This is a genomic window from Achromobacter sp. MUI-25009338 (assembly GCF_057359325.1).
The window spans coordinates 4,271,812-4,296,344 of the sequence record NZ_CM170627.1; the positions used below are offsets into that span (position 1 = coordinate 4,271,812).

Annotated in this window: 25 protein-coding genes; 9 read left to right on the forward strand and 16 right to left on the reverse strand. The window is 68.0% G+C overall.

Annotated elements, in window-relative coordinates:
• Positions 1–28: 28 nt before the first annotated feature.
• Complete coding sequence (locus AC1IQ6_RS20300; protein ID WP_102774838.1) at positions 29–1,759, forward strand: ArnT family glycosyltransferase; 1,731 nt, start codon at positions 29–31, stop codon at positions 1,757–1,759.
• Positions 1,756–3,156: an MATE family efflux transporter gene (locus tag AC1IQ6_RS20305; RefSeq protein WP_102774839.1), complete on the forward strand. Its 1,401-nt coding sequence runs from the start codon at positions 1,756–1,758 to the stop codon at positions 3,154–3,156. The genes AC1IQ6_RS20300 and AC1IQ6_RS20305 overlap by 4 nt, the downstream gene beginning before the upstream one ends.
• Before the next feature lie 179 nt (positions 3,157–3,335).
• Here the strand turns inward: AC1IQ6_RS20305 and paaK are convergent, their stop codons facing one another.
• The 9 genes from paaK to paaA all read right to left on the reverse strand — a co-directional run bounded on the left by paaK (position 3,336) and on the right by paaA (position 11,582).
• Positions 3,336–4,649 (reverse strand): phenylacetate--CoA ligase PaaK, encoded by a 1,314-nt coding sequence (gene paaK / locus AC1IQ6_RS20310; RefSeq protein ID WP_102774840.1) that lies wholly within the window; start codon positions 4,647–4,649, stop codon positions 3,336–3,338.
• 110 nt (positions 4,650–4,759) lie between these two features.
• The gene (gene paaI, locus AC1IQ6_RS20315) at positions 4,760–5,230 is read right to left on the reverse strand and encodes a hydroxyphenylacetyl-CoA thioesterase PaaI (protein WP_102774841.1); all 471 of its coding nucleotides are present in this window, start codon (positions 5,228–5,230) and stop codon (positions 4,760–4,762) included.
• Complete coding sequence (paaG, locus tag AC1IQ6_RS20320) at positions 5,230–6,018, reverse strand: 2-(1,2-epoxy-1,2-dihydrophenyl)acetyl-CoA isomerase PaaG (RefSeq protein ID WP_102774954.1); 789 nt, start codon at positions 6,016–6,018, stop codon at positions 5,230–5,232. The genes paaI and paaG overlap by 1 nt, the downstream gene beginning before the upstream one ends.
• 112 nt (positions 6,019–6,130) lie before the next feature.
• Entirely contained in the window at positions 6,131–7,795 is a 1,665-nt protein-coding gene (gene paaN / locus AC1IQ6_RS20325; RefSeq protein ID WP_485865221.1) for a phenylacetic acid degradation protein PaaN, read from the reverse strand.
• A gap of 46 nt (positions 7,796–7,841) precedes the next feature.
• Positions 7,842–8,930, reverse strand: a complete 1,089-nt coding sequence (gene paaE, locus AC1IQ6_RS20330) for a 1,2-phenylacetyl-CoA epoxidase subunit PaaE (RefSeq protein WP_102774843.1) — start codon at positions 8,928–8,930, stop codon at positions 7,842–7,844.
• Between the two features lie 13 nt (positions 8,931–8,943).
• Positions 8,944–9,450 (reverse strand): 1,2-phenylacetyl-CoA epoxidase subunit PaaD, encoded by a 507-nt coding sequence (gene paaD / locus AC1IQ6_RS20335; protein ID WP_102774955.1) that lies wholly within the window; start codon positions 9,448–9,450, stop codon positions 8,944–8,946.
• Positions 9,447–10,211, reverse strand: coding sequence for a 1,2-phenylacetyl-CoA epoxidase subunit PaaC (gene paaC / locus AC1IQ6_RS20340; protein ID WP_485865222.1), 765 nt, complete (start codon positions 10,209–10,211; stop codon positions 9,447–9,449). The genes paaD and paaC overlap by 4 nt, the downstream gene beginning before the upstream one ends.
• A gap of 15 nt (positions 10,212–10,226) precedes the next feature.
• On the reverse strand, positions 10,227–10,511 hold the full coding sequence (paaB, locus tag AC1IQ6_RS20345) for a 1,2-phenylacetyl-CoA epoxidase subunit PaaB (protein WP_006388300.1): 285 nt from the start codon (positions 10,509–10,511) through the stop codon (positions 10,227–10,229).
• Positions 10,512–10,592: 81 nt separating this feature from the next.
• Positions 10,593–11,582: a 1,2-phenylacetyl-CoA epoxidase subunit PaaA gene (gene paaA / locus AC1IQ6_RS20350; RefSeq protein ID WP_102774845.1), complete on the reverse strand. Its 990-nt coding sequence runs from the start codon at positions 11,580–11,582 to the stop codon at positions 10,593–10,595.
• A gap of 173 nt (positions 11,583–11,755) precedes the next feature.
• Here paaA and paaX point away from each other — a divergent pair, with 173 nt between their 5' ends.
• Positions 11,756–12,685 (forward strand): phenylacetic acid degradation operon negative regulatory protein PaaX, encoded by a 930-nt coding sequence (gene paaX, locus AC1IQ6_RS20355; protein ID WP_102774846.1) that lies wholly within the window; start codon positions 11,756–11,758, stop codon positions 12,683–12,685.
• Between the two features lie 10 nt (positions 12,686–12,695).
• On the opposite strand, the gene AC1IQ6_RS20360 is transcribed toward paaX, so the two are convergent.
• On the reverse strand, positions 12,696–13,325 hold the full coding sequence (locus AC1IQ6_RS20360; protein WP_111827304.1) for an NAD(P)H-hydrate epimerase: 630 nt from the start codon (positions 13,323–13,325) through the stop codon (positions 12,696–12,698).
• 187 nt (positions 13,326–13,512) lie between these two features.
• Here AC1IQ6_RS20360 and AC1IQ6_RS20365 point away from each other — a divergent pair, with 187 nt between their 5' ends.
• The 3 genes from AC1IQ6_RS20365 (at position 13,513) to AC1IQ6_RS20375 (ending at position 16,235) form a co-directional block, all read left to right on the forward strand.
• Entirely contained in the window at positions 13,513–14,874 is a 1,362-nt protein-coding gene (locus tag AC1IQ6_RS20365; protein WP_102774848.1) for an acyclic terpene utilization AtuA family protein, read from the forward strand.
• A 12-nt stretch (positions 14,875–14,886) separates the two neighbouring features.
• Entirely contained in the window at positions 14,887–15,213 is a 327-nt protein-coding gene (locus AC1IQ6_RS20370; protein WP_102774849.1) for a DUF4387 domain-containing protein, read from the forward strand.
• A gap of 71 nt (positions 15,214–15,284) precedes the next feature.
• Positions 15,285–16,235, forward strand: coding sequence for a tripartite tricarboxylate transporter substrate-binding protein (locus AC1IQ6_RS20375; RefSeq protein ID WP_102774850.1), 951 nt, complete (start codon positions 15,285–15,287; stop codon positions 16,233–16,235).
• Positions 16,236–16,253: 18 nt separating this feature from the next.
• On the opposite strand, the gene AC1IQ6_RS20380 is transcribed toward AC1IQ6_RS20375, so the two are convergent.
• Complete coding sequence (locus AC1IQ6_RS20380; protein ID WP_102774851.1) at positions 16,254–17,228, reverse strand: sigma-54 interaction domain-containing protein; 975 nt, start codon at positions 17,226–17,228, stop codon at positions 16,254–16,256.
• A 13-nt stretch (positions 17,229–17,241) separates the two neighbouring features.
• On the reverse strand, positions 17,242–17,787 hold the full coding sequence (orn, locus tag AC1IQ6_RS20385) for an oligoribonuclease (protein ID WP_049072382.1): 546 nt from the start codon (positions 17,785–17,787) through the stop codon (positions 17,242–17,244).
• Between the two features lie 130 nt (positions 17,788–17,917).
• Between orn and AC1IQ6_RS20390 the strand changes: the two genes are divergently transcribed.
• Together AC1IQ6_RS20390 and rsgA are read left to right on the forward strand one after the other, a co-directional pair.
• On the forward strand, positions 17,918–19,168 hold the full coding sequence (locus AC1IQ6_RS20390) for a M48 family metallopeptidase (protein ID WP_485865223.1): 1,251 nt from the start codon (positions 17,918–17,920) through the stop codon (positions 19,166–19,168).
• Complete coding sequence (rsgA, locus tag AC1IQ6_RS20395; protein ID WP_102774853.1) at positions 19,165–20,112, forward strand: ribosome small subunit-dependent GTPase A; 948 nt, start codon at positions 19,165–19,167, stop codon at positions 20,110–20,112. Before AC1IQ6_RS20390 ends, rsgA begins: the two co-directional genes overlap by 4 nt.
• Positions 20,113–20,136: 24 nt before the next feature.
• Here rsgA and AC1IQ6_RS20400 read toward each other — a convergent pair whose 3' ends face one another.
• On the reverse strand, positions 20,137–20,868 hold the full coding sequence (locus AC1IQ6_RS20400; protein ID WP_102774854.1) for a CoA pyrophosphatase: 732 nt from the start codon (positions 20,866–20,868) through the stop codon (positions 20,137–20,139).
• A gap of 123 nt (positions 20,869–20,991) precedes the next feature.
• Positions 20,992–21,372: a 50S ribosomal protein L19 gene (rplS, locus tag AC1IQ6_RS20405; RefSeq protein ID WP_043543023.1), complete on the reverse strand. Its 381-nt coding sequence runs from the start codon at positions 21,370–21,372 to the stop codon at positions 20,992–20,994.
• A 287-nt stretch (positions 21,373–21,659) separates the two neighbouring features.
• Between rplS and AC1IQ6_RS20410 the strand changes: the two genes are divergently transcribed.
• Positions 21,660–22,532: a DMT family transporter gene (locus AC1IQ6_RS20410; protein WP_102774855.1), complete on the forward strand. Its 873-nt coding sequence runs from the start codon at positions 21,660–21,662 to the stop codon at positions 22,530–22,532.
• 13 nt (positions 22,533–22,545) lie between these two features.
• Here AC1IQ6_RS20410 and AC1IQ6_RS20415 read toward each other — a convergent pair whose 3' ends face one another.
• Together AC1IQ6_RS20415 and AC1IQ6_RS20420 are read right to left on the reverse strand one after the other, a co-directional pair.
• Positions 22,546–22,983, reverse strand: coding sequence for a hypothetical protein (locus tag AC1IQ6_RS20415; protein WP_485865224.1), 438 nt, complete (start codon positions 22,981–22,983; stop codon positions 22,546–22,548).
• Positions 22,984–23,055: 72 nt separating this feature from the next.
• Positions 23,056–24,387: a PA0069 family radical SAM protein gene (locus AC1IQ6_RS20420; RefSeq protein ID WP_246842579.1), complete on the reverse strand. Its 1,332-nt coding sequence runs from the start codon at positions 24,385–24,387 to the stop codon at positions 23,056–23,058.
• Positions 24,388–24,533 lie beyond the last annotated feature (146 nt).

The following is a 24,533-nucleotide window of genomic DNA, read 5'->3' on the forward strand; positions in this document are numbered from 1 at the left end:
ACCCGACCACTCGGTTACATTAACGCCCGTGTCCCCAATCTCCCTTTCCACCCCGGCCCGGCTGACGTCCGTGGCCACCGCGAAATTGCCCCGCCTGATCCTGCTGGGGCTGCTGCTGGCCTATATCGTGGCCGGCCTGTTCATGCGCGACCCCTGGAAAACGGACGATGCGGTCGGACTGGCGACCATGATCACGGCGATCCGCGAGGGCGGGCTGACCTGGCTGCTGCCGCAGGTGGGGCTGCTGGCCCACGCCGAGGAAGGTCCGCTGATCACCTGGGTGGGCGCGATCTGCATCTGGCTGTTCGGCCCGTTCATCGGCGACATCACGGCCGGCCGCCTGCCCAACCTGCTGTGGTTCGCCATCACCACCACCAGCGTGTGGTACGGCACCTATCTGCTCGGCCGGCGCGCCGAAGCCCAGCCGCTGGCGCTGCCCTTCGGCGGCGAACCCGAGCCGCGCGACTACGGCCGCATGCTGGCCGACGCCGCCCTGCTGCTGTTGCTGGCCACGGTGGGCATTCTGCAGCGTACCCACGAAACCACCGTGGTGCCGGCCATCATGGCCTGGCAGGCGCTGGCCTTCTATTCGCTGGCGCGCAGCGTGGACCGTCCTTTCACGGGCTGCACCACGCTGGGCTTCGCGCTGGCCGCCAGCTTCCTGACCCGCGGCTGGGTGGGCGCGGTCCCTATCATGATCGGCGCGCTGCTGGCCTTCTACCCGCGCAGCCTGCTGTGGCAAAGCCGGCGCTGGCTGCCCTGGGCGGCGCTGGTGACCGCCGTGCTGATCCTGGCCTGGTGGATTCCGGCCAGCCAGGGCAGCGAATACTGGATCCGCAACTGGAAGACCTGGAACCTGGCGTCCTTCGCGCCGCCGTCCTGGCACGACATCGGCCGCACGCTGCGCGACCTGCCCTGGTATCTGTGGCCGACCTGGCCGCTGGCCCTGGTGGCGATCTGGCGCTGGCGTTCGTGGATCTACGCGCCGCACATCTGGCTGCCGCTGACGCTGCTGGCCTGCGCGACGCTGGTGCTGTTCGGCCTGGAAGAGGCCACCGACTCCGAATACGTGCTGCTCGCCGTCCCCTGCGCGGTGCTGGGCGCGTTTTCGCTGCCGACGCTGCGCCGCGGCGTGGTCAACACGCTGGACTGGTTCGCCGTGATGTGCTTTTCGCTGACCGCGGCCACCGTCTGGCTGGGCTGGGTCGCCCTGCACTTCCACTGGCCCGCGCAGATCTCGCGCAACATCGCCCGCCAGACCACCGGCTACGAGCCGGTCATCTCCTGGATCGCCTTCGCGCTGGGCGTGGCGTTCACGCTGGCCTGGATCGCGCTGGTGGTGTGGCGCCTGCGCGTCAAGCCGCAGGCGCTGTGGCGCGGCACCGTGCTGTCGGCCGGCGGGCTGACCGTGACCTGGATCCTGCTGGTGCTGCTGTGGCAGCCGGCGGTGGACTACGCGCGCAGCTACCGCACCGTCTCCGGCCAGCTGGCCCAGGCGCTGGAGCAGAACCTGCGCCCCGGCGAATGCGTGCGCGGGCTGAGCCTGGGCAGCGGCCAGCGCGCCTCGTTCCTGATCTTCAACAACCTCACCTTCACTTTCGACGCCAAGTGCACGGTGATCCTGCAGCAGACCAACAACCAGAGCCTGCGGGACAACACCGCCGCCTATAGCGAGGGCGCCGACGTGCTGTGGCAGGGCGGCCGGCGCGCGGACCGCCAGGAGGTGTTCCGCCTGCTGCGCATCGGTTCGAACCGATGACGCCGCCGACCGCCGCGCCGATGACTTTCGGCGCCACCCTGCGCGGCATCGCCAGGCAGGCCTGGCCGGTGCTGGTCAGCCAATGGGCCGGCATCTCCTTCGGGGTGCTGGACACGGCCATGACGGGCCATTCCAGCGCCAGCGACCTGGCGGCCATGGCCTTGTCCGCGTCCATCTACATCACCATCTTCGTCGGGCTGATGGGCGTCGTGCATGCGCTCATCCCCATCCTGGCGCAGCATTTCGGCGCCGGCCAGAACGCCGAAGTCGGCCGCAGCTGGGGCCAGGGCGTGTGGCTGGCGCTGGGCCTGTCCGTGGCCGGCGCCGCGCTGATGCTGTTCCCGGACATGTGGCTGTCCCTGTCGGGCGACGTCGATCCGGCGGTGCGCGAGCGCATCGCCGCCTATCTCCGGGCGCTGGTATTGGCCCTGCCCGCCGCGCTGGTGTTCCGCACGATCTACGCGCTGGGCACGGCGGTCTCGCGCCCCAAGCTGGTCATGGCGATCAACCTGACCGCCATCGGCTTCAAGGCCTTTTTCAACTGGCTGCTGATCTACGGCAACCTGGGGCTGCCGGCCATGGGCGCGGCCGGGGCCGGGCTGGCGACGGCGCTGGTTTCCTGGATCAGCCTGGGCCTGGGGCTGTGGGTCATCACCCACGACCGCTATTACCGGCGCTTCCAGCTGCGCGTGGGCAGGCCCGACTGGAAGACGCTCAAGGAGCTGCTGCGCCTGGGCCTGCCGATGGGCGGGTCGTATCTGGTCGAGGTCTCGGCCTTCACCTTCATGGCCCTGCTGGTGGCGCGCGAAGGCACTTTCGTGACCGGCGGCCACCAGATCATGTCGAACCTGGCCGCGCTGTGCTACATGATGCCCATGGCGCTGGGCGTGGCCACCGCCGCGCTGACGGCCCAGGCCATCGGCGCCGGCAATCTGGAGCACGCGCACCGCACCGGCATGGCCGGCCTGGCGCTGGGCCTGCTGGGCGCGCTGCTGACCGCCGCCGTGCTGCTGGCCGGTCGTCCGCTGATCCTGGCGGCCTACACCGACAATGCCGGCGTGGCCGCCGTCGCCACCACCCTGCTTGCCGTGCTGCCGCTATTCCACCTGTTCGACTCGATGCAATGCATCAACTCGTACCTGCTGCGCGCCTACAAGGTGGCGGTGGTGCCGCTGATCCTGCAGACGGTCGCGCTGGCCGGCGTGGGCCTGGCCGGCGGCTGGTGGTTCGGTTTCGGTCCGGGCCGCGGCGGCCTGGACGGCATCCGCGCCGTGCTGGTGCCCGGTTCGCCCCAGGGCGCCGGCAGCATGTGGCTCATGGCCATGGCCGGCCTGGGGCTGTCGGCGGCGCTGCTGCACTTCTGGTATCGGCGGATCGTGCGGCAGGTGCGGGGGTAGGATGGGTGCAGCGCGAGAGTTCTTGGGCAAGAACTCAACCATCGAGCGCGCGTAACCCATCGGCCGGCGACAGCCGGCGTTTGTCTCGTGCCACGAAAGGCGGCGGCTGGCGCCGCCTGATGGGTTTCGCGCGCTGGGTATTCGTGTTCTTGCTTAAAGACTCTCGCGCTCCACCCATCCTACTTCGGGCGTTTGTCGATGACGCGGCGGGCCTTGCCGGTCAGGGTGCGTTCCACGTGGCCGGCGTCCGACACCTGGATGCGCGCGCTGACCCCGATGTGGGTCTTGACGGCGTGCTGCAGCTGCTTGCCCAGGTTGGCGCGCTCGGCGTCGGACAGGGTCGAGAACTCGGCCCGCAGTTCGGTCAGGATCTCGAGCTCGTCCAGGTTGCCGGTGCGCGACAGCACCAGCTGGTAGTGCGGCGCCAGCTGGGCGATCTTGAGCACCAGTTCCTCGACCTGCGTGGGGAACATGTTCACGCCGCGCACGATCAGCATGTCGTCGCTGCGGCCGGTGATCTTGCCGATGCGGCGCATGCTGCGCGCCGTCGGCGGCAGCAGGCGGGTGAGATCGCGCGTGCGGTAGCGGATGATGGGCATCGCTTCCTTGGTGAGCGAGGTGAACACCAGTTCGCCCGGCTCGCCGTCGGCCACGGGCTCGCCCGTATCCGGATTGATGATCTCGGCGTAGAAATGGTCTTCCCAGACCACGGGGCCATCCTTGGTCTCGACGCATTCGCTCGCCACGCCGGGGCCCATCACTTCGGACAGGCCGTAGATGTCCACCGCGTCGATGCCGGCCTCGGTTTCGATGTCGGCGCGCATCTGGCCGGTCCAGGGCTCGGCGCCGAAGATGCCGATGCGCAGCGAGCTCTGGCGCGGGTCGATGCCCTGGCGGCGCTGCTCTTCGAGGATATTGCAGAAGTACGAGGGCGTGACCATGATGATGTCCGGACGGAAATCATTGATCAGCTGCACCTGCTTTTCGGTCTGGCCGCCGGACATCGGGATGACGGTGCAGCCCAGGCGTTCGGCGCCATAGTGCGCGCCCAGGCCGCCGGTGAACAGGCCATAGCCGTAGGCCACGTGCACGGTGTCGCCGGGCTTGCCGCCGGCGGCGCGGATCGAGCGCGCCACCAGGTTGGCCCAGTTGTCCAGGTCGCCCTTGGTGTAGCCCACCACCGTCGGCTTGCCGGTGGTGCCGCTGGAAGCGTGGATGCGCGAGACGCGCTCGCGCGGCACGGCGAACATGCCGAAGGGATAGTTCTCGCGCAGTTCCTTCTTGGTGGTGAAGGGGAACTTGGAAATATCGGACAGCTGCTTGAGGTCGTCCGGATGCACGCCGGCCTCGTCGAAGGCCTTCTTGTAGTGCGGCACGTTCTCGTAGGCGTGCTTGAGCGACCACTTCAGCCGCTGCAGCTGCAAGGCGCGCAGCTCGTCCTCGCTGGCATGTTCGATGGGGTCCAGTCCCGGCTTGCTCATGGTGTTGGACATGGTTATCTCTCTCCTGAAATTCTCACTACGCCGGCCCGGCCGCATGCGCGCGGATACGCAAGCGCGCGTGCGGCCGGGCCGGCGGCCTCGTCTTTGGTTGGATGACGGCCTCAGGCGTCCGCGGGAGCGCCGACGATCTGGCCTTTGATTCGATAAGAGCGGCCGCGGAACAAGGCCACGTTGCGTCCCTCCTGGTTGGTGACGGTCACGTCATAGACGCCGGTGCGCCCTGCCAGCGAGCGCTCCTGCGCCACCGCGGTCAGCAGGTCGCCTTCGAAACCCGGGGCCAGGTAGTCGATGGTGCAGCCCGAGGCCACGGTGCTGACGTTGCGCGAATTGCAGGAGAACGCGAAGGCGCTGTCGGCCAGGGCGAAGATGAAGCCGCCGTGGCAGGTCTTGTGCCCGTTGAGCATGTCGGCGCGCACTCGCATGCTCAGCCGCGCGTAACCCGGCGCCATTTCTTCGACCTTCATGTCCAGGCCCTGCGAGGCGGCGTCGCCGGCGTACATCACGGCGCCGACGGCCTGCGCAAGCTCCTGCGGATCGGTGGGCGCCTCGACGGCGGGTACGTGTGCGTTCATCATTGCCCCTTGAATTGCGGTTCGCGCTTGTTCAGGAAGGCGTCCACGCCCTCCGCGTAATCGGCGCTGCGCCCGAGTTCGCGCATCAGGTCGCGCTCCAGGTCCAGCTGGGTCGAAAGATCGTTGGCCAGGCTGGCCTGGATGGCCCGCTTGGTGTATGCCAGCCCCTTGGTCGGGGCCTTGGAAAAGTGCTGCGCCAGGCGTTCCAGCGCGGCGTCGAATTCCTCGTCCGGCACGCATTGCCAGATCAGGCCCCAGTCCTGCGCCTGCTGCGCGCTGAGCTTGTCGCCCAGCATGGCCAGCCCCATGGCGCGGGCGCGGCCGACCAGGCGCGGCAGCACGAAGGTGCCGCCGGTGTCCGGGATCAGGCCCAGGCGGCAGAACGACTGGATGAAACTGGCCGAGGCCTTGGCGATGACGATGTCGCCGGCGAAAGCCAGGTTCGCGCCCGCCCCCGCCGCCACGCCGTTCACGCCCACCACCACCGGCATGGGCAGGGCATTGATGCGGCGCACCAGCGGCGCGTAGTACTTGTCGACGGTCTCGCCCAGGTCGGGCGGCGTGCCGTCGGCGGCGGGCCGGCGCTCGCTCAGGTCCTGCCCGGCGCAAAAGCCGCGGCCGGCGCCGGTCAGCACCAGCACGCGCGCGCCTTCCGCTTCCACGCGCGCCAGCGCGTCGGCCACTTCGCCGTGCATGTTGGCGGTGAAGCTGTTGAGTTTGTCGGGACGATTCAGCGTCAGGCGCGCGATGCCGCCTGACAGGTCGAACTGGATATCTTGGTAGCTCATGTCGGTATCCATGGCGCGCACGCCAATAGCATCCAAATACGAAACACTAACGAATAACGAGGCGGTGCCCCCCAGGGGGGAAGCGCGTAGCGCTCCGGGGGGGGAGGGGAGATTAGATGTGTTTTCTCGTCTGCACGACCCGGAACCGGTTGGACACGAAAGCCGTATCGGACAGCGCCGCATTGGCCGCCGGGTTGGCGCCGGTGCCATGGAAATCGCTGAACGCGGCCGTCTGGTTCACGAACACCGCGCCCGTCAGGTTCAGCGACAGCGACACGCCCGAGACCTCGGCCGCGTCCTGCACCTGCTCGGCGACGGCGTCGCTGATGGTGTAGGCCGACAGCGACAGCGCGCCGTGCTGGATGACGCTGTCACGCGCCAGCTGGATGCTGTGGGCAGTGGAATCGGTGGCCACCACGAAGGCGATCGGGCCGAACCATTCCTGACTGATGGCGGCGTTGCCGGCTTCCGTGCGCAGCAGCAGCGGCGTGCGCACGCGGGCGTTCTCGAACTGCGGGTGCGTCAGCGCCTTGCTGTCGGCCACCACGGGCAGGCCCAGCGCGCGCGCCTTTTCGATGCGCTCGACGATGCCTTCGTTCTGGATCGCGCCGGTCAGCTCGACGGCCTTGGCCGGATCGGCGCCCAGCTTCTCGACCGCGGCGCCCAGGGCGGCCGCGACGTCGTCGAAGCTGACGCGGCCTTCCGGCGTCTGGATGCCGTCGCGCGGCACGTAGATGTTCTGCGGCGCGGTGCACATCTGGCCCGAATACAGGGCCAGCGAGAACGCCAGGTTGCGGGCCACGCCCTTGAGGTCGTCGGTGGAGTCGATGATGACCTGGTTGACGCCGGCCTTCTCGGTGTAGACCAGCGCCTGGCGGGCGTTGTTCTCGAGCCAGTCGCCGTTGGCGGTGCTGCCGGTGAAGTCCACGATCTTGACGGCCGGGTCCAGCGCCAGCTTCTGCGCGGTGTCGTCGCCGGCTTCATGCGCGGCCAGTTGCACCACGTCGGGATCGAAGCCCGCTTCCTGCAGCACTTCGCGCGCCACCTTGACGGTGATGGCCAGCGGCAGGATCGCGCCGGGGTGCGGCTTGACGATCACGGTGTTGCCGGTGGCCAGGCTGGCGAACATGCCGGGGTAGCCGTTCCAGGTCGGGAAGGTGGAGCAGCCGATCACCAGCGCGACGCCGCGCGGCACCACGGTGAACTGCTTTTCCATGCGGATCGGTTCGTTCTTGCCCTGCGGCTTTTCCCAGACGGCCACGCCGGGGATGCGCGACATTTCCTGCCAGGCGTAGGTCACGGCTTCGAAGCCGCGGTCCTGCGCGTGCGGGCCGCCGGCCTGGAAGGCCATCATGAAGCCCTGGCCGGTGGTGTGCTGGACCGCGTAGGCGATCTGGAAGCTGAGCTTGTTCAGGCGGGCCAGGATTTCCAGCGACACGCCGACCCAGGCGCGCGGGCCGGCGCGGCGCCAGTCCTCGAGCGCGCGCTTGGAGGCGGCGATGAGCTTGTCGGCGGGCACGCGCGGATAGGTGATGCCCAGGTCGAAGCCGTAAGGCGATTTTTCGCCGCCCACGACGCCGTCGGCGTCATGCAGGTTCAGCGGGAAAGGCTTGCCCTGCAACGCTTCGAAGGCGGCGCGGCCCTCGTCGTTGGCGGTCTCGCCATAGTTGCGGGGGCTGGGCGACTCGGCAAACGGGCTCCAGTAGCCGCGCAGCGCGGCCGCGGCCAGTGCCTGTTCCAGCAGGGGCTGATGGCGTTCGAAGAATTGTTGGGACACTGCGTCTCTCCAGATAAGTAGGTTTTTCTGCCTGGCGCGGGCCGGGTCAGGTTTCCTGGTCGAAGTCGATCACCAGGCGGTCGCTGACCGGAAAGCTCTGGCAGCTCAGGATGAAGCCGCGCGCCACTTCGTAGTCTTCCAGGGCGAAGTTGGCGTCCATGTCGACCTCGCCTTCGATCACCTTGCAGCGGCAGGTGGAACACACCCCGCCCTTGCACGAATACGGCAGCTCGATGCCCTGCGCCAGCGCCGAATCCAGCACGCTGTCTTTGTTCTTGTCGATGACGAACATGCGGCTGTGGCCGTCCTGCACCACCGTCACCTCGCACTGCCCCTTGCCCGGCGCCTGGCGGGCGTCGTGGCCGGTGCGCAGCGCGCGCGGCCCCTTGGGCGCGCCGAACAGTTCGAACTTGATGTTCGACTTCGGAATGCCGCGGGCCTGCAGCCGCTCGACCACGCTTTCGGTCATGGTCTGCGGACCGCACACAAAAGCGTAATCGATATCCTCGGGGCTCATCCAGGCCGACATCAGCTGGTCGACCTTGTCGCCGTCCAGGCGGCCGTTGAAGAGCTCGATGTCCTGGGTTTCGCGGCTCATGATGTAGACCAGCGAGAAGCGCTCCATATAGAGGTTCTTCAGGTCTTCGATCTCTTCGCGAAACAGCACCGCCGACGAGGCGCGGTTGCCGAAGAACAGCGTGAACTTGCTGTGGGGCTCGGTCGACAGCGCGGTCTTGACCAGCGAAAACACCGGCGTGATGCCGCTGCCCACGGCGAAGGCCACATAGTGGCGGCGGTTTTCGGGCGCGAAGTCGACGGTGAAGTTGCCGGCCGGGGCCATCACGTCCAGGGTCTGGCCGGGCTGCAGTTCGTGGTTGGCCCAGCTGGAAAATACGCCCTCGTCCACCTTTTTGATCGCCACGCGCAGCAGCTTGTCGTGCGGGGCCGAACAGATGGAATAGGAGCGGCGCTGTTCCTCGCCGTTGAGCTGCGTGCGCAGGGTCAGGTACTGGCCCGGCAGGAAGGCGAATTCGTCCGCCAGCGCCTCGGGCAGGTCGAAGGTCACGACGACCGCGTCGCGCGTGTTGCGCGCCACCGACGCCACCTTCAGGGAATGGAATTGATTCTGGCTCATTTCGAAACCGCTCTTAGTGAGTCTTGAAATAATCGAAGGGCTCGCGGCAGGAGACGCAGCGATACAGCGCCTTGCACGACGTGGAGCCGAAATTGCTCACCAGGCGCGTATCGCGCGACCCGCAGCGCGGGCAGGCGATCGCCGGGCCGGCCGCGCGGCGGCTGATGCCGGAGATGTCGACGGCGCGTTCGGCCGGCGCGGCGATGCCGTAGCCCTTGAGCGCCTGGCGCCCCTTCTCGCTCATCCAGTCGGTGGTCCAGGCCGGCGCCAGGCGGGTCTGCACCCGCACCTCGGCGATGCCGTGGCGCGCCAGCGTCCGTTCGATGTCCTGGGTGATCTCGCGCATGGCCGGACAGCCGGAATACGTGGGCGTGATGACCACGACACAGGCGTCGCCGTCCCAGGACACCTCGCGCACCACGCCCAGATCCACCACGGACAGCACGGGGATCTCCGGATCGGGGACCTCCTGCAGCCAGGCGTAGACCTGGTCGGCGGAAACGGGCGCCAGCGCGTTCACCACTTGGCTCCCGGATAGGCGCGCGGCAGGAACTGCATTTCGGCCAGCACGTAGCCCAGTTCCTCGGTGTGCTTGCCCTGGCGTCCGCCGCGGCGCGCCGGATGGCCGGCGGCGGCTTCGTCGGGCACGGTCAGGGTGGCTTCTTCCAGCACTTCGCGCACGTGCGCCAGCCAGGGCTGGCGCAGCGAGGCCAGCTCACAGCCGATGCCGCGGGCCGCCACGTCCTGGTCGACGGCGTCGTCGGTGAACAGCTCGCCGGTGAAACGCCAGGCGTCGTCGATGGCCGCCTGCATCTTGGCATGGCTTTCCGCCGTGCCGTCGCCCAGGCGCACCACCATGTCCGACGAGCGGCGCACGTGGTAGGTCACTTCCTTGATGGACTTGGCCGCGATGCCGGCGACGCGCTCGTCGCTCGACTGCTCCAGGCGCTGCAGCAGGAAGTAGTGCCAGACGTCGAACAGGAACTGGCGCGCCATGGTGTCGGCGTAATTGCCGTTGGGGCGCTCCACCAGCAGCACGTTGTGGAACTGGTGGGCGTCGCGCAGGTAGGCCAGCGCGTCTTCGTCGCGCCCGGCGCCTTCGACCTCGCCGGCCAGCGTCAGCCACATGCGGGCCTGGCCCAGCAGGTCCAGCGCGGTATTGGTCAGCGCCAGGTCTTCTTCCAGGATCGGGCCGTGGCCGGTCCAGGCGCCCAGGCGCTGCGACAGGATGAGCGAGGAATCGCCCAGCCGCAGCAGGTATTCAAACAGCGTCTTGTCCATGTCTGCCCCGCCGCCTTACATGTGCTTGATTTCTTCGGGCATCGGGAAGAACGTGGGATGCCGGTAGACCTTGCTGTTGGCCGGTTCGAACAAGGGGTCCTTGTCGCCCGGGCTGCTGGCCGAGATGTCGCTGGCGCGCACCACCCAGATGCTCAGCCCTTCGTTGCGGCGGGTGTAAACGTCGCGGGCGTGGTTGATCGCCATTTCGGCGTCGGGCGCGTGCAGGCTGCCGACGTGCTTGTGCGCCAGGCCGTGCTGGCTGCGGATGAACACTTCCCACAAAGGCCAGTCTTTGCTCATGATGGATATCCTCGAATGCCGGGCGCGCCCCGCGCGCACCGGTCTGCAATGATGGTGAGAGAGTCGCGGCCGCGAGACGGCCTAGGCGGCCTTGCGCTCGGCCTGCTTGTCGGCGTAGGCAACCAGGGCTTCGCGCACCCAGGCGCCGTCCTCGTGCGCCTTGACGCGCGCGGCCAGGCGTTCGCGGTTGCACGGGCCGTTGCCCTTGAGCACCGCGTAGAACTCGGCCCAGTCGATTTCGCCGAAGTCGTAGTGGCCGCGCTCGGCGTTCCACTTCAGCTCGGGATCGGGGATGGTCAGGCCCAGGTACTCGGCCTGCGGCACGGTCTGGTCCACCATCTTCTGGCGCAGCTCGTCGTTGGAGAAGAGCTTGATCTTCCAGGCCATGGACTGGGCGCTGTTGGGAGAGTCGGCATCGGAAGGGCCGAACATCATCAGCGCCGGCCACCACCAGCGGTTGAGCGAATCCTGCACCATCGCCTTCTGTTCCGGCGTGCCGTGCAGGCACATCTGCATCAGCAGGTCGTAGCCCTGGCGCTGGTGGAAGGATTCCTCCTTGCAGACGCGCACCATGGCGCGCGCGTACGGGCCGTAGGAACAGCGGCACAGCGGGATCTGGTTGATGATGGCCGAGCCGTCGACCAGCCAGCCGATCATGCCGATGTCGGCCCAGCTGAGCGTGGGGTAGTTGAAGATGCTGGAGTACTTGGCGCGGCCGGCGTGCAGGTCGTCGACCAGGTCGTCGCGCGACACGCCCAGGGTTTCGGCGGCGCTGTACAGATAGAGGCCGTGGCCGGCTTCGTCCTGGACCTTGGCCAGCAGGATGGCCTTGCGCTTGAGCGAAGGCGCGCGGGTGATCCAGTTGCCTTCGGGCAGCATGCCCACGATTTCGGAATGCGCGTGCTGGGAAATCTGGCGCACCAGGGTCTTGCGGTAGGCCTCGGGCATCCAGTCCTTGGCCTCGATGCGGATGCCGTCGTCGATGCGGCGCTGGAACGCTTGTTCCTGGCCTTCGAGCTGGTCCGCGGTCTTGACCTGCTTGACGCCGGTTTCGACGAGTTGTGCGTACATGTTTGTCTCCTTGAGGCAGTTTGCGAAAACGCAAAGCAAACGTTGCGCAATGCCGTCATGTCATAGGCGGATTATTTAATACAAAAAATCCATTGTCAAACTCAAATCTGTATCACATTGGATTTATGTATCATATTGCGGATACCGATATCGGCCGCCCGCGGCCCCCTCTAATGGCAAACCCTCAGTCGTCCCTGGAGCGCTTTCTTTCCCGTCTGATCAAGAACGATCCGCCGCGCGCGAAATCGCTCTGCGTCAGCCTGCTGGGAGACGCCCTGGCCCCGCACGGCGGCGCCATCTGGCTGGGCGACCTGATCGAACTGCTGGCGCCCCTGGGCATCAACGAGCGCCTGCTGCGCACCAGCGTGTTCCGGCTGGTCGCGCAGAACTGGCTGCAATCCGAACGCCACGGCCGGCGCAGCCTGTACCTGATTTCCGAACAGGGCCTGCGCCACACCGCGCACGCCTCCCAGCGCATCTACGAAGGCGCGCCGCAGGAATGGAACGGGGAATGGACGCTGGTGGCGCTGCCGCGCACCGGCAACGGCCTGGCCGAGCGCGCGGAACTGCGCCGCGAACTGGTCTGGGAAGGGTTCGGCATGATCGCGCCGGGCCTCTTCGCCCATCCGCACACCGAGGCGAGCGCGGCGCACGACATCCTGGAAAAGCTGGGCATCCCCGACCGCGCGCTGGTGCTGTCGGCGCGCGACCTGGCCGGCGCCGGCGGCCTGCCCATAGCCAGCCTGGCCTCGCTCTGCTGGAACCTGGAAGACCTGGCCGAACAGTACCGGCAGTTCACCCGCAATTTCGGGCCGCTGGAAAAGCTGCTCGACGCCCCGCCCTCGCCCGCCGAGGCCTTCATCATCCGCGTCATGCTGCTGCACAATTGGCGCCGGATCGTGCTGCACGACCCCCAGCTGCCGGGCCCCATGCTGCCCGACGACTGGCCCGGCCACGCCGCCCGCGAGATCTGCGGACGCATCTACTGGCAGGTGTTCGACGCCTCGGAAGCGCACCTGGACGCCCTGGCCGGGCGCGACAACGAACGCTATACGCCGCTGACCGGCGAGGTCGAATCGCGCTTCGGCGGCCGCCCCGCCTGAGGCCGCCCGATCAGCCGCCGCCGGCAGGCGGCAGCGTCACGCCCAGCGTGTCCAGGTGGATTTCGCCGGCGGCGTCGGCGCCGGCGCCCTGCGCCAGCCCGCGCGCACGCGCAATGAAACACAGGGTCCAGCGCGCCCGCACCGGCCGGCCCAGCGCCGCGCCGGTATCGGCATCTATGCCGCTGGGCACGTCCAGCGCCAGCACCGGCACGCTCCAGGCATTGGCCTGGTCCGCCAGCGCCTGCCAGTCCGCGCCCAGCGGACGGTTCAGCCCGATGCCGAACAGGCCGTCGATGACCAGTCCCGGCGTGAAGCCCGATTCGAGGGCGGACCAGGTCTGACCGCCCGCCGCCAGCCAGCCGGCATGGGCGCGGGCGGCGTCGGCAGGCAGGTTGCGCGCGCCCGACGGCAGCAGCACGCGCACGTCGTGGCCCATGGCCCGCAGCAAGGTCGCCGCCTCCAGGGCGTCGCCGCCGTTGTTGCCGGGACCGGCCAGGGCCAGCAGCGCCGTGCCCGGCGGCACGCGCGCGGCGACGAAACGCGCCGCGGCCGCCCCCGCCAGCGGCATCAGCCGCCGGCCCTCGGCCAGCGCCCGGCGTTCGGCGTCACGGATCCGGGCTACGGGCAGGAAAGTCGGCATGGCGATAGCCTCCTATGCGTGAATTTCACGCATTGCGTGAAATTCCACCAACAAATTGGAAGATGCCGCCCCGGACTCCCAGCAAACACGCGGGGCGCGGGGCGTCGGCCGATTGGCATGCATTTTGCGTTGTAGTCATCGCCGGGACGAGCCGGACCGGACGACCCAACTGAAAGAGACTACACCAATGCGTTCCATGAGCATCATCTGCCCGAACGGGCATTTAGGATTCGCCCCCCTGCGCACCGAGAGCTTCCAGCTCGGCGTCGCCGCCAGGCCGGACTTCATCGCCGCCGATTCGGGCAGCGACGACGTGGGTCCCGTGCCGCTGGGCTCCGACACCTCCACCAGCCCGCAAGCCTGGCAGCGCCACGACCTGGAGCAGATGCTGCTGGCCGCGCGCAAGCTGGGCGTGCCCATGATCATCGGATCGGCCGGCGACACCGGCGCGAACAGCCGCGTGGACCTGTACGTGAGCCTCATCAAGGAAATCGCCGCACAGCACAAGCTGGCGCCGTTCAAGCTGGGCTATTTCTATTCGGAAGTCGACAAGGAACGCGTGCGCCGCGCGCTGCGCGACGGCCAGCAGGTGGCCGGCCTGGACGGCTACGCCGACCTGACCGAAGCCGAGCTGGACGCCAGCGACCGCATCGTCGCGGTGGCCGGCGTGCACCCCTACATCAAGCTACTGGAAGCGGGCGCGGACGTGATCATCGGCGGGCGCAGCTCCGACGCCGCCGTATTCGCCGCCCCGGCCCTGCACAAAGGCTATGACGCGGACAAGGCCTATTACCTGGGCAAGGTGCTGGAGTGCGCCTCGTTCTGCGCCGAACCCTATGGCGGCAAGGAAACGGTGATGGGCGAAATCTCGAAGGAAGACGTGCGCGTCACCGCCATGCATCCGGACCAGCGCTGCACCATCGCCTCGGTGGCCGGCCACGCCATGTACGAGCGCTCCAACCCCTACGAAGAATTCTTCGCCGGCGGGCGGCTCGACATGTCCGAATGCCGCTACGAACAGCTCAGCGAGAAAACCACCCGCATCACTGGCTCGCGCTTCGAACCCGCCGCCCAGGTGCGCGTGAAGCTGGAGGGCTCGGGCAAGGTCGGCGAGCGCTACATGGGGCTTTGCGGCATACGCGACCCCTACACCATCGAAAACGTGGACCGCGTCATCGCCTGGGCGCGCGACAAGGTGCGCGAGCGTTTCGGCGACACGGGCTACGAGCTGCACTACAAGGTCTACGGGCGCGACGGCGTCATGGGCGAGCTGGAGCCGCTGCGCGACCAGCCCGGCCATGAACTCTGTGTAATGGTCCAGGGCGTCGCGCCCACGGCCGAGATGGCCGAGGAACTGACGCTCACGGGCCTGCGCCAGATGTTCTACGCCCGCCTGCCCGACGTGAAGGGCACGGCAGGCTCGGTGTCTTTCCCGCTGGACGAGGTGGTGCGCACCAGCGCCGCCTACCGCTGGACCCTGAACCACACGCTGCCGGTGCAGGACGCCGGCGAACTCTTCCCGATCCACCTCACCGAGGCCGGCGCCTGAGCCGGCAAGACCATGAGCACCCAGAAACTCAGCAGCCTGGCCAAGACCATCCGCAGCAAGAACGCGGGCGTGAACAAGATCACCTTCGACATCATCTTCCGCGAGCCGGCGACCTACGAGGCGGTCAAGCGCTCCGGCGCGTTGACGCGCGCCAGCGTGGCGGCCCTGTACCGGATCGACGACGCCCGCATCTCCGACTTCGTGCATTACGATCCCGGCCTGGCCATCAAGTTCACGATCTACCGGCTGGTTCCCAGCGGGTCGGCGGGCGACGGCGACATCTTCGGCGCGCAGCAGTATGCGCCGCTGCTGGACGTCGCCGTCCCCATGCCGGACTGAACGCCGCGGGCGCCGGGTCCGGCGCCCGCCATCCCCTCCGCCCTCCTGGAGAATCGAGCATGAAAGCGCTAATGCAAACAACGTTGTTCCTGGCGGCGTCCCTGCTGGCCGGCGCGGCCGCCGCCCAGCCGGAAGTGCCCAAGCAGATCAAGATCGTGGTGCCGTTCACCGCCGGGGCCAGCAACGACGCGATCGCCCGCGTGATCGCGCCGCAGCTGGCCGCCCGCTTCGGCAATACGGTGATCGTCGAAAACCGCGGCGGCGCGGCCGGCGCGATCGGTTCCGAGTACGTCGCGCGTTCGGCCAAGGACGGTTCGGTGCTGCTGCTGACCTCGTCGACCTTCCTCACCACCGCCGCCACCCAGCCCCACCTGCCCTACGACGCCCTCAAGCAGTTCGCGCCGGTGGCGATGATCGGCCAGGGCCCGCTGGTCATCGCCGCCTCGGCGCAAACGCCGTACGGCTCGCTCAAAGAGCTGCTGGACGCCGCGCGCGCCAGGCCGGGCGCCCTGAACTACGGCAGCGCCGGCATCGGCTCGCTGGCCCACCTGGCCACGGTCATGCTGGACGACGCCGCAGGCACCCGGATGACGCACGTGCCCTACAAGGGCGCGGCCAACGCCGCCTCCGACCTGGCGGGCGGCCTGATCGACGTCATGCTGTCCAACTACAGCACGCTGGCGCCCGTGGTGCAGGGCAAGAAGGTCAAGCTGCTGGCCACCACCGCGCAGGCGGCCTCGCCGGCCTTCCCCGGCCTGTCGCCGGCGGCGCAGTCGCTGCCCGGCTACTCGGTGCAGATCTGGGTGGGCGTGTTCGCGCCGGCGGGCACGCCGCAGCCTTATATAGACAAGGTCAACGCCGCGCTCAATGAAATCTCCGCCTCTTCCGAGATGCGCGCTCTGCTGGACCTGGACGGCACCGTGCCGGCCCGCATGGACAGCGCCGCGTTCGGCGCGCGCGTGCGCGAGGACCTGGCGCTATGGCAGGGAATCGCGCGCAAGCACAACATCAGCGCGCAATAGTGCGCGCCCGGGGCCGCGTCAGCCGTCCAGCCCCAGCTTGAGCATCTGGTGGCGCAGGGCGTGGCGCGTCAGGCCCAGGGAATCGGCGGCGCGGCCCAGGTTGCCGCCCTGGGCCTGCAGCGCCGCGCGGATCAGGCCGCGCTGGAACTGCGCGGTCTGTTCGGCATAGCTGCCCCCTCCCGGGGACGGCGCCGCGGGCGCGGGCTTGCCCGCTTCGCGCAGGATGCGCTGCGGCAGATGGCGCGCCAGCACGGTGTCGCCATCCTCCAGGATGCAGATCCGCTCCAGCAGATTGCCCAGTTCGCGCACGTTGCCCGGCCAGGCGTAGGCCTTGAAGATGCGCCGCACTTCCGGATCGATGGCGGTGAAGCGGCTGCCGTGGGTGGCGTTATAACGTTCCAGGAAGCGCTGCGCCAGCACGATGACGTCGTCGCCCCGCTCGCGCAAAGGCGGCAGGTTGATGGATACGACCTGCAGCCGGTAATAGAGATCGTCGCGGAACCGCCCGGCCTGCACTTCGCCCAGCAGGATCTTGTTGGTTGCGGCGATGAAGCGGGCGTCGACCGAGACCTCCTGCACCGAGCCGATGCGCCTGAAGCGGCGGCTGTCCAGCAAGGTCAGGATCTTGGCCTGCATGACCGGGTCCAGTTCGCGGATCTCGTCCAGGAACACGCTGCCGCCGTTGGCGGCTTCCAGCAGCCCGGCCTTGCGCGCCACGGCGCCGGTGAAGGCGCCGCGTTCGTGGCCGAACAGCTCGGATTCGAGCAGATTGCCCGGGATGGCGGCGCAGTTGATCTCGGTATAGCCCTTGGCCGCGCGCGCCGATTGCGCGTGCAAGTTGCGCGCGACCAGCCCCTTGCCGGTGCCGGTTTCCCCGTAGATGAGGACGATGCTGGCCTTGCTGCGCGCGACCCGGCCGACCAGGTCGCGCAAGGCCGCCATCGATGGGTGGTCCCCGATGAGCGGCTCGCAGGCGGACGGGGCGGCGGGCATGGGGACGTACCCCTTACACTTTCAGGAAATGCTCGCGGTAATACTTGAGCTCGTCGATCGACTCGTAGATGTCCGCCAGCGCCTCGTGGCGGCTTTTCTTCTCGAAGCCCTTGTAGACCGCCGGCGCCCAGCGGCGCGCCAGCTCCTTCAGGGTGCTGACGTCCAGGTTGCGGTAGTGGAAGAACTGCTCCAGGCGCGGCATGTAGGCGAACATGAAGCGGCGGTCCTGGCTGATGGTGTTGCCGCACAGCGGCGACTTGCCGGCCGGCACGTGCTGCGCAAGAAATGCCAACAGCGTATCCTCTGCCTGGGCCTCGGAAATGGTGGACGCGCGGACCTTGTCGATCAGGCCGCTCTTGCCGTGGGTGGACTTGTTCCAGTTGTCCATGGCGTCGAGCAGGCTGTCGGGCTGATGCACCACCAGCACGGGGCCTTCGGCCACGACCGTCAGGTCGGCCTCGGTCACCACCACGGCCACCTCGATGATGCGTTCTTTTTCAGGGTCCAGGCCGGTCATTTCCATGTCCAGCCAGACCAGGCGGTTTTCGTTCACAGCCATATAATTTGCCTATAAGAGAATGCCCCCGCGCAGCGCCTTCGGCAAACGGGGCGGTTTTTTACCTCGGGACGGCCCGCCGGTAAAAACACGCGATTTTCTCACATACATTTCTGAGTCCACCGCAATATCCATGTTCACTCTGCTGTTCGTTGCCTTCCTGCTGACCGATATCGCCGTGCGCCTGTGGCTGGCGTCGCGGCAGATCCGTCACGTCGCGCGCAACCGCGACCAGGTGCCGTCCGAGTTTTCCCACCGGATCGGGCTGGCCAGCCACCAGCGCGCGGCCGACTACACCGTGGCGCGGGTCAAGCTGGGCATGCTGGAACGCACTTACGACGCCATCCTGCTGGTGTGCCTGACCCTGATGGGCGGGCTGCAGTTCATCGACCTGGCGATGGCCCAGCTTACCAGCAACGACTTCGTCAGGCAGATGCTGTTGTTGGTTGCGGTTGCCCTGCTGCTGGGCCTGCTGGGGCTGCCCTTCACCCTGTGGCGGCAGTTCCGGCTGGAGGCCCGCTTCGGCTTCAATCGCATGACGCCGCGGCTGTTCGCGGCCGACGCCATCAAGGGGCTGGCCGTGGCCGCGGTGCTGGGCCTGCCGCTGGCGGCCGCGGTGCTGTGGCTGATGGGCAGCGCGGGCGGGTACTGGTGGATCTGGGCCTGGGCGCTCTGGACGGCGTTCAACCTGGCGCTGCTGGTCATCTACCCGATGTTCATCGCTCCGCTCTTCAACAAATTCACCCCGCTGTCCGATCCGGAGCTGGCCGGGCGCATCCAGCGCCTGGCGCAGCGCTGCGGCTTCGCGCTCAACGGGCTGTTCGTGATGGACGGCTCGCGCCGCTCGGCCCATGGCAACGCCTATTTCACGGGCTTCGGGCGCTCGCGCCGCATCGTGTTCTTCGACACCCTGCTGGCGCGCCTGAACGGCGACGAAATCGAGGCCGTGCTGGCCCACGAGCTGGGCCATTTCGCCAAGCGCCACATCATCAAGCGCGTGCTGTTCAGTTTCGCCGCGGCGCTGGTGTTCTTCGCCATCCTGGGCTGGGTCTCCCAGCAGCCCTGGTTCTACGTCGGGCTGGGCGTGCTGCCGCAGCTGGGCGGACGCAACGACGCGATGGCGCTGCTGCTGTTTTTCCTGGTGATCCCCGTGTTCACCTTCATGCTTACCCCGCTGGCCAGCTGGTACTCGCGGCGCGACGAATTCGAGGCGGACCGCTACGCGGCCGAACAGAGTTCGGCCGAACGCCTGGTCTCCGCGCTGGTCAAACTCTACGACGACAACGCCGCCACCCTGACGCCCGATCCCGTGCATTCCGCCTTCTACGACAGCCACCCCCCCGCCGCCGTGCGCATCCGCCACCTGACGGCGGCCGCTGCATGAGCGGCCCGGGCCGCCCCAAGGGCGTAAACCACGCAGAGCCGGCCCCCGGGCCGAACGAAGGCCGCATCATCGCGGCCCACGGCCGCCACTACACGGTCGAGCTGGCCGACGGCACGCTGCGCAAATGCTTTCCGCGCGGCAAGAAGGCCGGCGCCGCCGTCGGCGACCGCGTGCGCATCACGCCCCAGGGCAAGGACGAAGGCGCGATCGACGCCATCCTGCCGCGGCGCAATCTGCTCTACCGGTCCGACGAGATGCGCTCCAAGCAGTTCGCCTCCAACGTGGACCAGCTGCTGATCGTGGTCGCGGTGCAGCCCACGTTCTCGGACGACCTGACCGGCCGCGCCCTGGCCGGGGCCTGGAGCGCCGGCATCGCCCCCATCATCGTGCTGAACAAGACCGATCTGGCCGACGAACTGCCGGCGGCGCGCGCGCGCCTGGCGCCCATCGCGGCGCTGGGGGTGGACATCATCGAACTGAGCGCGCTGGAACCCGACAAGGTGCACACCCTGCTCGCGCCGCGCCTGGCCGGGCACACCAGCCTGCTGCTGGGGCAAAGCGGCATGGGCAAATCGACGCTGCTGAACGCGCTGGTGCCGGACGCGGCCGCGCCCACCCGCGAACACTCCACCGCGCTGGACATGGGCAAGCACACCACCACCAGCACGCGGCTCTACCACCTGCCCGCGCCGGGTGGCGACCTGATCGATTCGCCGGGATTCCAGGCCTTCGGCCTGCAGCACCTGAGCCGCGAGGACATCATCCGCGGGTTCCCGGAATTCACCGGCCCCATCGAGCAGTGCCGCTTCTACAACTGCACCCACCGGCACGAGCCGGGCTGCGGCGTGGTCGCCGCCTTGCAGGCCGGCGCCATCGATCCCTCGCGCTACGCTCTGTACCAGCGCATCCTCGAAGAAAACCTGGCGGGCCAGCAGCGCTATTAGCCTTGCCGGCGCCCCGGCGTCCCGTCAGCGCGGCTCGAAGCCGTGGCGCACCAGGTGATACAGGTTGCGCAGCATGCCGGCGGTGGCGCCCCAGATGAAATGCTTGCCATAGGGCATGCCGTAGTACTGGCGCACCCGGCCGTCGTCCAGCCGGGCCTGGTACAGGCGGTGGTTGGCCGGGTCCATCAGGAATGGCAGCGGCACTTCGAACACCTCGGCCACCTCGAAGGCGTCGGGCGCCAGATCGAAGCCCGGGCGCACCAGCGACACCACGGGAATGATGGAAAAACCGGTGGCCGTCAGATAAGGCGGCATGCTGCCCAGCACTTCCACGTGGCTGGCCGGCAGGCCGGTTTCTTCTTCGGCCTCGCGCAGCGCGGCGGCCTGCGGCGTGGCGTCGCTGAGTTCGATGCGCCCGCCCGGAAAACTGATCTGGCCGGCATGGTCGTGCAGGTGGGCGGCGCGCTGCGTGAGCATGATGGACACGCCGTTGTCGCGGGCCACCAGCGGAATCAGCACCGCGGCCGGCACCGGCACGCCTTCGCGGCCCGGATAGCGCAGGTCGGTATCGCGCGACAGTTCCAGCGTCCAGGTCGACGGCTGGCTGAGCGTGCCGCGCAAGCGGTCGGGCGTCAGCAGACTGGCGGGCACGGCGGGCAGGGCCTCGTTGGCCGTCACCCACGGTTGCGTCGCCGGATCGAAGCCGGGACGCGCCAACGGCCGGCGTGGCCGCGGAGAAGACGAGGAATCAGACATACGGCTTTTTGAAAAGAAAAAGGCACCCTCGCAGGTGCCTTTTTAACCCGGAAACCCGTGCCGGACGAAAACGCGGGAGGGCGTGAGCGTCCGACACTGGTAGGGCCGTGTGCCGATAAGCGATCAAGCCGCCGAGGCTTGCTTGCTGACCAGCTTTTCCTTGATACGCGCCGACTTGCCCGAGCGGTTGCGCAGGTAGTACAGCTTGGCGCGGCGCACGTCGCCGCGGCGCTTGACTTCGATGCCGGCGATTTGCGGCGAGTACAGCTGGAACGTACGTTCCACGGCTTCACCCGACGAAATCTTGCGCACGGTGAACGCGGAGTTCAGGCCGCGGTTGCGCTTGGCGATGACGACGCCTTCGAAGGCCTGCACGCGCTTGCGGGTGCCTTCAACGACGTTCACGCTCACGATGACGGTGTCACCGGGAGCAAATTCAGGCTTGGCCACACCGCCGGTCAGGCGGGCGATTTCTTCCTGTTCCAGGATAGCGATAAGGTTCATGAGAACTCCTAGATCATCGTGTCATTGCGGACTGAATTTGCCGTCCGATATTGTTTGCGCGCGGGCTCCTGACGATGCAAAAAAGACGCTCGAAAGAAGCCGCGTGCCTGTGAGCCCGGGCCTGTGGCCCCGCCCCACTCTTGCCGCAAGCAGAGGATGAGATTTGGCAAACCAATGATTCTACACCAAAAATCCCAAAACACGCTGGGTAGAATATGCGTGCGCCGCAGCTTTGCTGTACGCTTCCACTCTCTGTAACAAACACGTCACACGGCGCGGCTCCCCACATGTCGTATTCGTCCCTGCTTTTGGTCGTCCTGGCGGCGATGGCCCACGCAACGTGGAATCTGCTCGCCAAGCGCGCGGCCATGGTGGGCGCGCCCTTCGTGTTCGCCTACGGGCTGTGCGCTTCGGTGCTGTACGCGCCGTGGGTGGCCTGGGTGCTGATGCACGACGGCATGACCTGGACCTGGCCCGTGGTAGGCGCCATCCTGACTTCGAGCCTGTTGCACCTGGGCTACAGCCTGTGCCTGCAGCGCGGCTATCAGGTGGCGGACCTGTCGGTGGTGTATCCGATCGCCCGGGGCACCGGCCCGCTGCTGTCGACCACCGGCGCCTTCCTGCTGCTGGGCGAACCCGCCACCGGCACCGGCATCGCCGGCATGCTGTGCGTGGTGATCGGCGTGCTGCTGATCGCCACCCAGGGCCGGCTGGCCATCTTCAAGCAGGCCCAGGCCTGGATCGGCGTGCGCTGGGGCATGGTGATCGGCCTTTTCATCGCGGCCTATACCGTGGTGGACGCCTACGGCGTAAAGGTGCTGCTGATCAGCCCGGTGCTGTTCGACTGGTTCACCTGCGTGACCCGCACGGCCATGATGACGCCCCATATGCTGAGCCGCCGGGCCCAGGCCTGGGATTCCATGCGCGGCCATTGGCACCTGGCGCTGGCGGTGGGCCTGCTGTCGCCGCTGGGCTACATTCTGGTGCTGTACGCCTTGCGCAACGGCGCGCCGCTGAGCCTGGTGGCGCCTGCGCGGGAAATGTCCATGATGCTGGGCACCCTGGCGGGCATGTTCCTGCTGCGCGAAAAAGTCGGGCCGGGCCGCCTGGCCGGCTGTTTGTCCATACTGGTGGGCGTGGTGCTGCTGGGTTCCACCTGAGCCGCCGGGCCGGTCAGAAGCCGGCGGCCGCGCCCAGCCACATCAGCCCGGGAATGATGGCGCCCCAGGCCAGCACCATGATCACGTCCACCACCATCTGCTTGCGGGTGACCCGCGCCGTGACGGGCTCGACCGTGGCGTTGCCCAGGCTGTGATCGCGCGCGGCCGGGGCTGCGGCGGGACGGCCGACGGGCGTGGGGGCCGCGGCAGGCGCGGCCGGCGGCGTCTGCACGCCCGCTTCGGCCGGCGCCGGCGGGAACGGCCAGCGAGCCGGCATGGAACCGGGACGCGCACGCCGGCGCGCGCCGCCTTCCGACAGGGACGGGTCCCAGGGCGAGGCCAGGCCCGCCAGCCGGGCGCAGACCATGCGGGCGCGCTGCGCGCCACGGCGCAGCGGATTCAGCGAGACGGCAAGCTCGTCCGGCAGGACGGAAATATCGGCGGTGTTCATGTGAACTCCTTGAAAAGACGATCCAGCGCCTGGGCAGGCGCCCGGGCAACCCTCCGCGGCGACAGCCCGCGGTCAATCGAACAATGACAACTGGCCTGCGGCCGCGGGCGATACGTGACGGGGCGAACCGCGACGGGGCGATACGTGGGAAACGGGGACCCCTGAAGACGCTTGCGCGCCAGCCGGGGATAGAGGGAAATCTGCGCCCGCCTGCGCGCCGGCCGGGCGCAGGAAGCGGCTGCAATCCAGGGCCAGCCGGTGCCGGTTCAGGCCCAGCTTGCGCGTGGCCACGGCGAAACGCTGGCGCAGCAGGTCGGCCCAGACGCCGGTTCCGCGCATGCGCGAACCAAAATTGGGATCGTTGCGGCGGCCGTTGCGCAGGTCTTCGACGCGGTGCAGCACACGCTGGGCGCGGTCGGGAAAATGGACGTTGAGCCAGTCCTCGAACAGGGTCTTGACCTCCCACGGCAGGCGCAGGACGGTGTAGCTGGCGTAATGGGCGCCGGCCGCCTTGGACTCCTGGAGGATGTGCTCCATGGATTCGTCGTTGATGAACGGAATGACCGGCGCCACCAGCACCCCCACGGGCACGCCGGCGTCGGTCAGGCTGCGCACGGCCTCCAGGCGGCGCCAGGGCGCGGCGGCGCGGGGCTCCAGCGTGCGGGCCATGGCGGCGTCCAGTGTGGTGATGCTCATGTAGACCACCACCAGTTTTTGTTCGGCCAGGGCCGCCAGCAGGTCCAGGTCGCGGGCGACCAGGCCGTTCTTGGTGACGATGGTGAGTGGATGCCGGGTTTCCAGCATGAGTTCGAGCAGGCCGCGCGTCAGGCGCCACTCGCGCTCGATGGGCTGGTACGGATCGGTGGCCGACCCGATATTGATGGGCGACGGCTTGTAACCGGGGCGGCTGAGTTCGGCGCGCAGGGCCTGGACCGCATTGGCCTTGGCCACCAGCCGGGTTTCGAAATCCAGCCCGGGCGAATAGCCCAGGTAGGAATGCGTGGGCCGGGCGTAGCAATACACGCAGCCGTGCTCGCAGCCGCGGTAGGGGTTGATCGCGGCGTCGAAGGGAATGTCGGGCGAATCGTTGCGCGACAGCATCTTGCGGGCCTGTTCCGCCGTGACCGTGGTCTTGGGCGCGGCCGGCGCATGGCGCGTGTCGGGCAGGATGGGGATGACCCGGGAAGGCGCTTCCGTGGAGGCTGCGTCGGAATAATTATCGGGGACAGCGTCTACGAAATCGGCCGGTAATCCGGAGGCGGACCAGCCGTCGTCGACCTGCACGCGGTCATCGCGCTGAAAGCGATGCCGAACATTAGTAACCGCACCCCGACCGCGCAAGGCGGCGGGGGCGGCAGCCGGGGACCCAGAACCGGCGGGAAAAGAATGATCGGTGCGTGCCATGAAAACTACTGTACAAAAACACAGTGGTTTTGACAAGCACCAAAAGCCTTTTCGTAAGACAACCCCACTTTACCGCAAGACGCCCGCGCCGGGAGGACAAATCGATTTCATCAGGCGATATCGCCCGCAAACCCGCGCCAATGCTA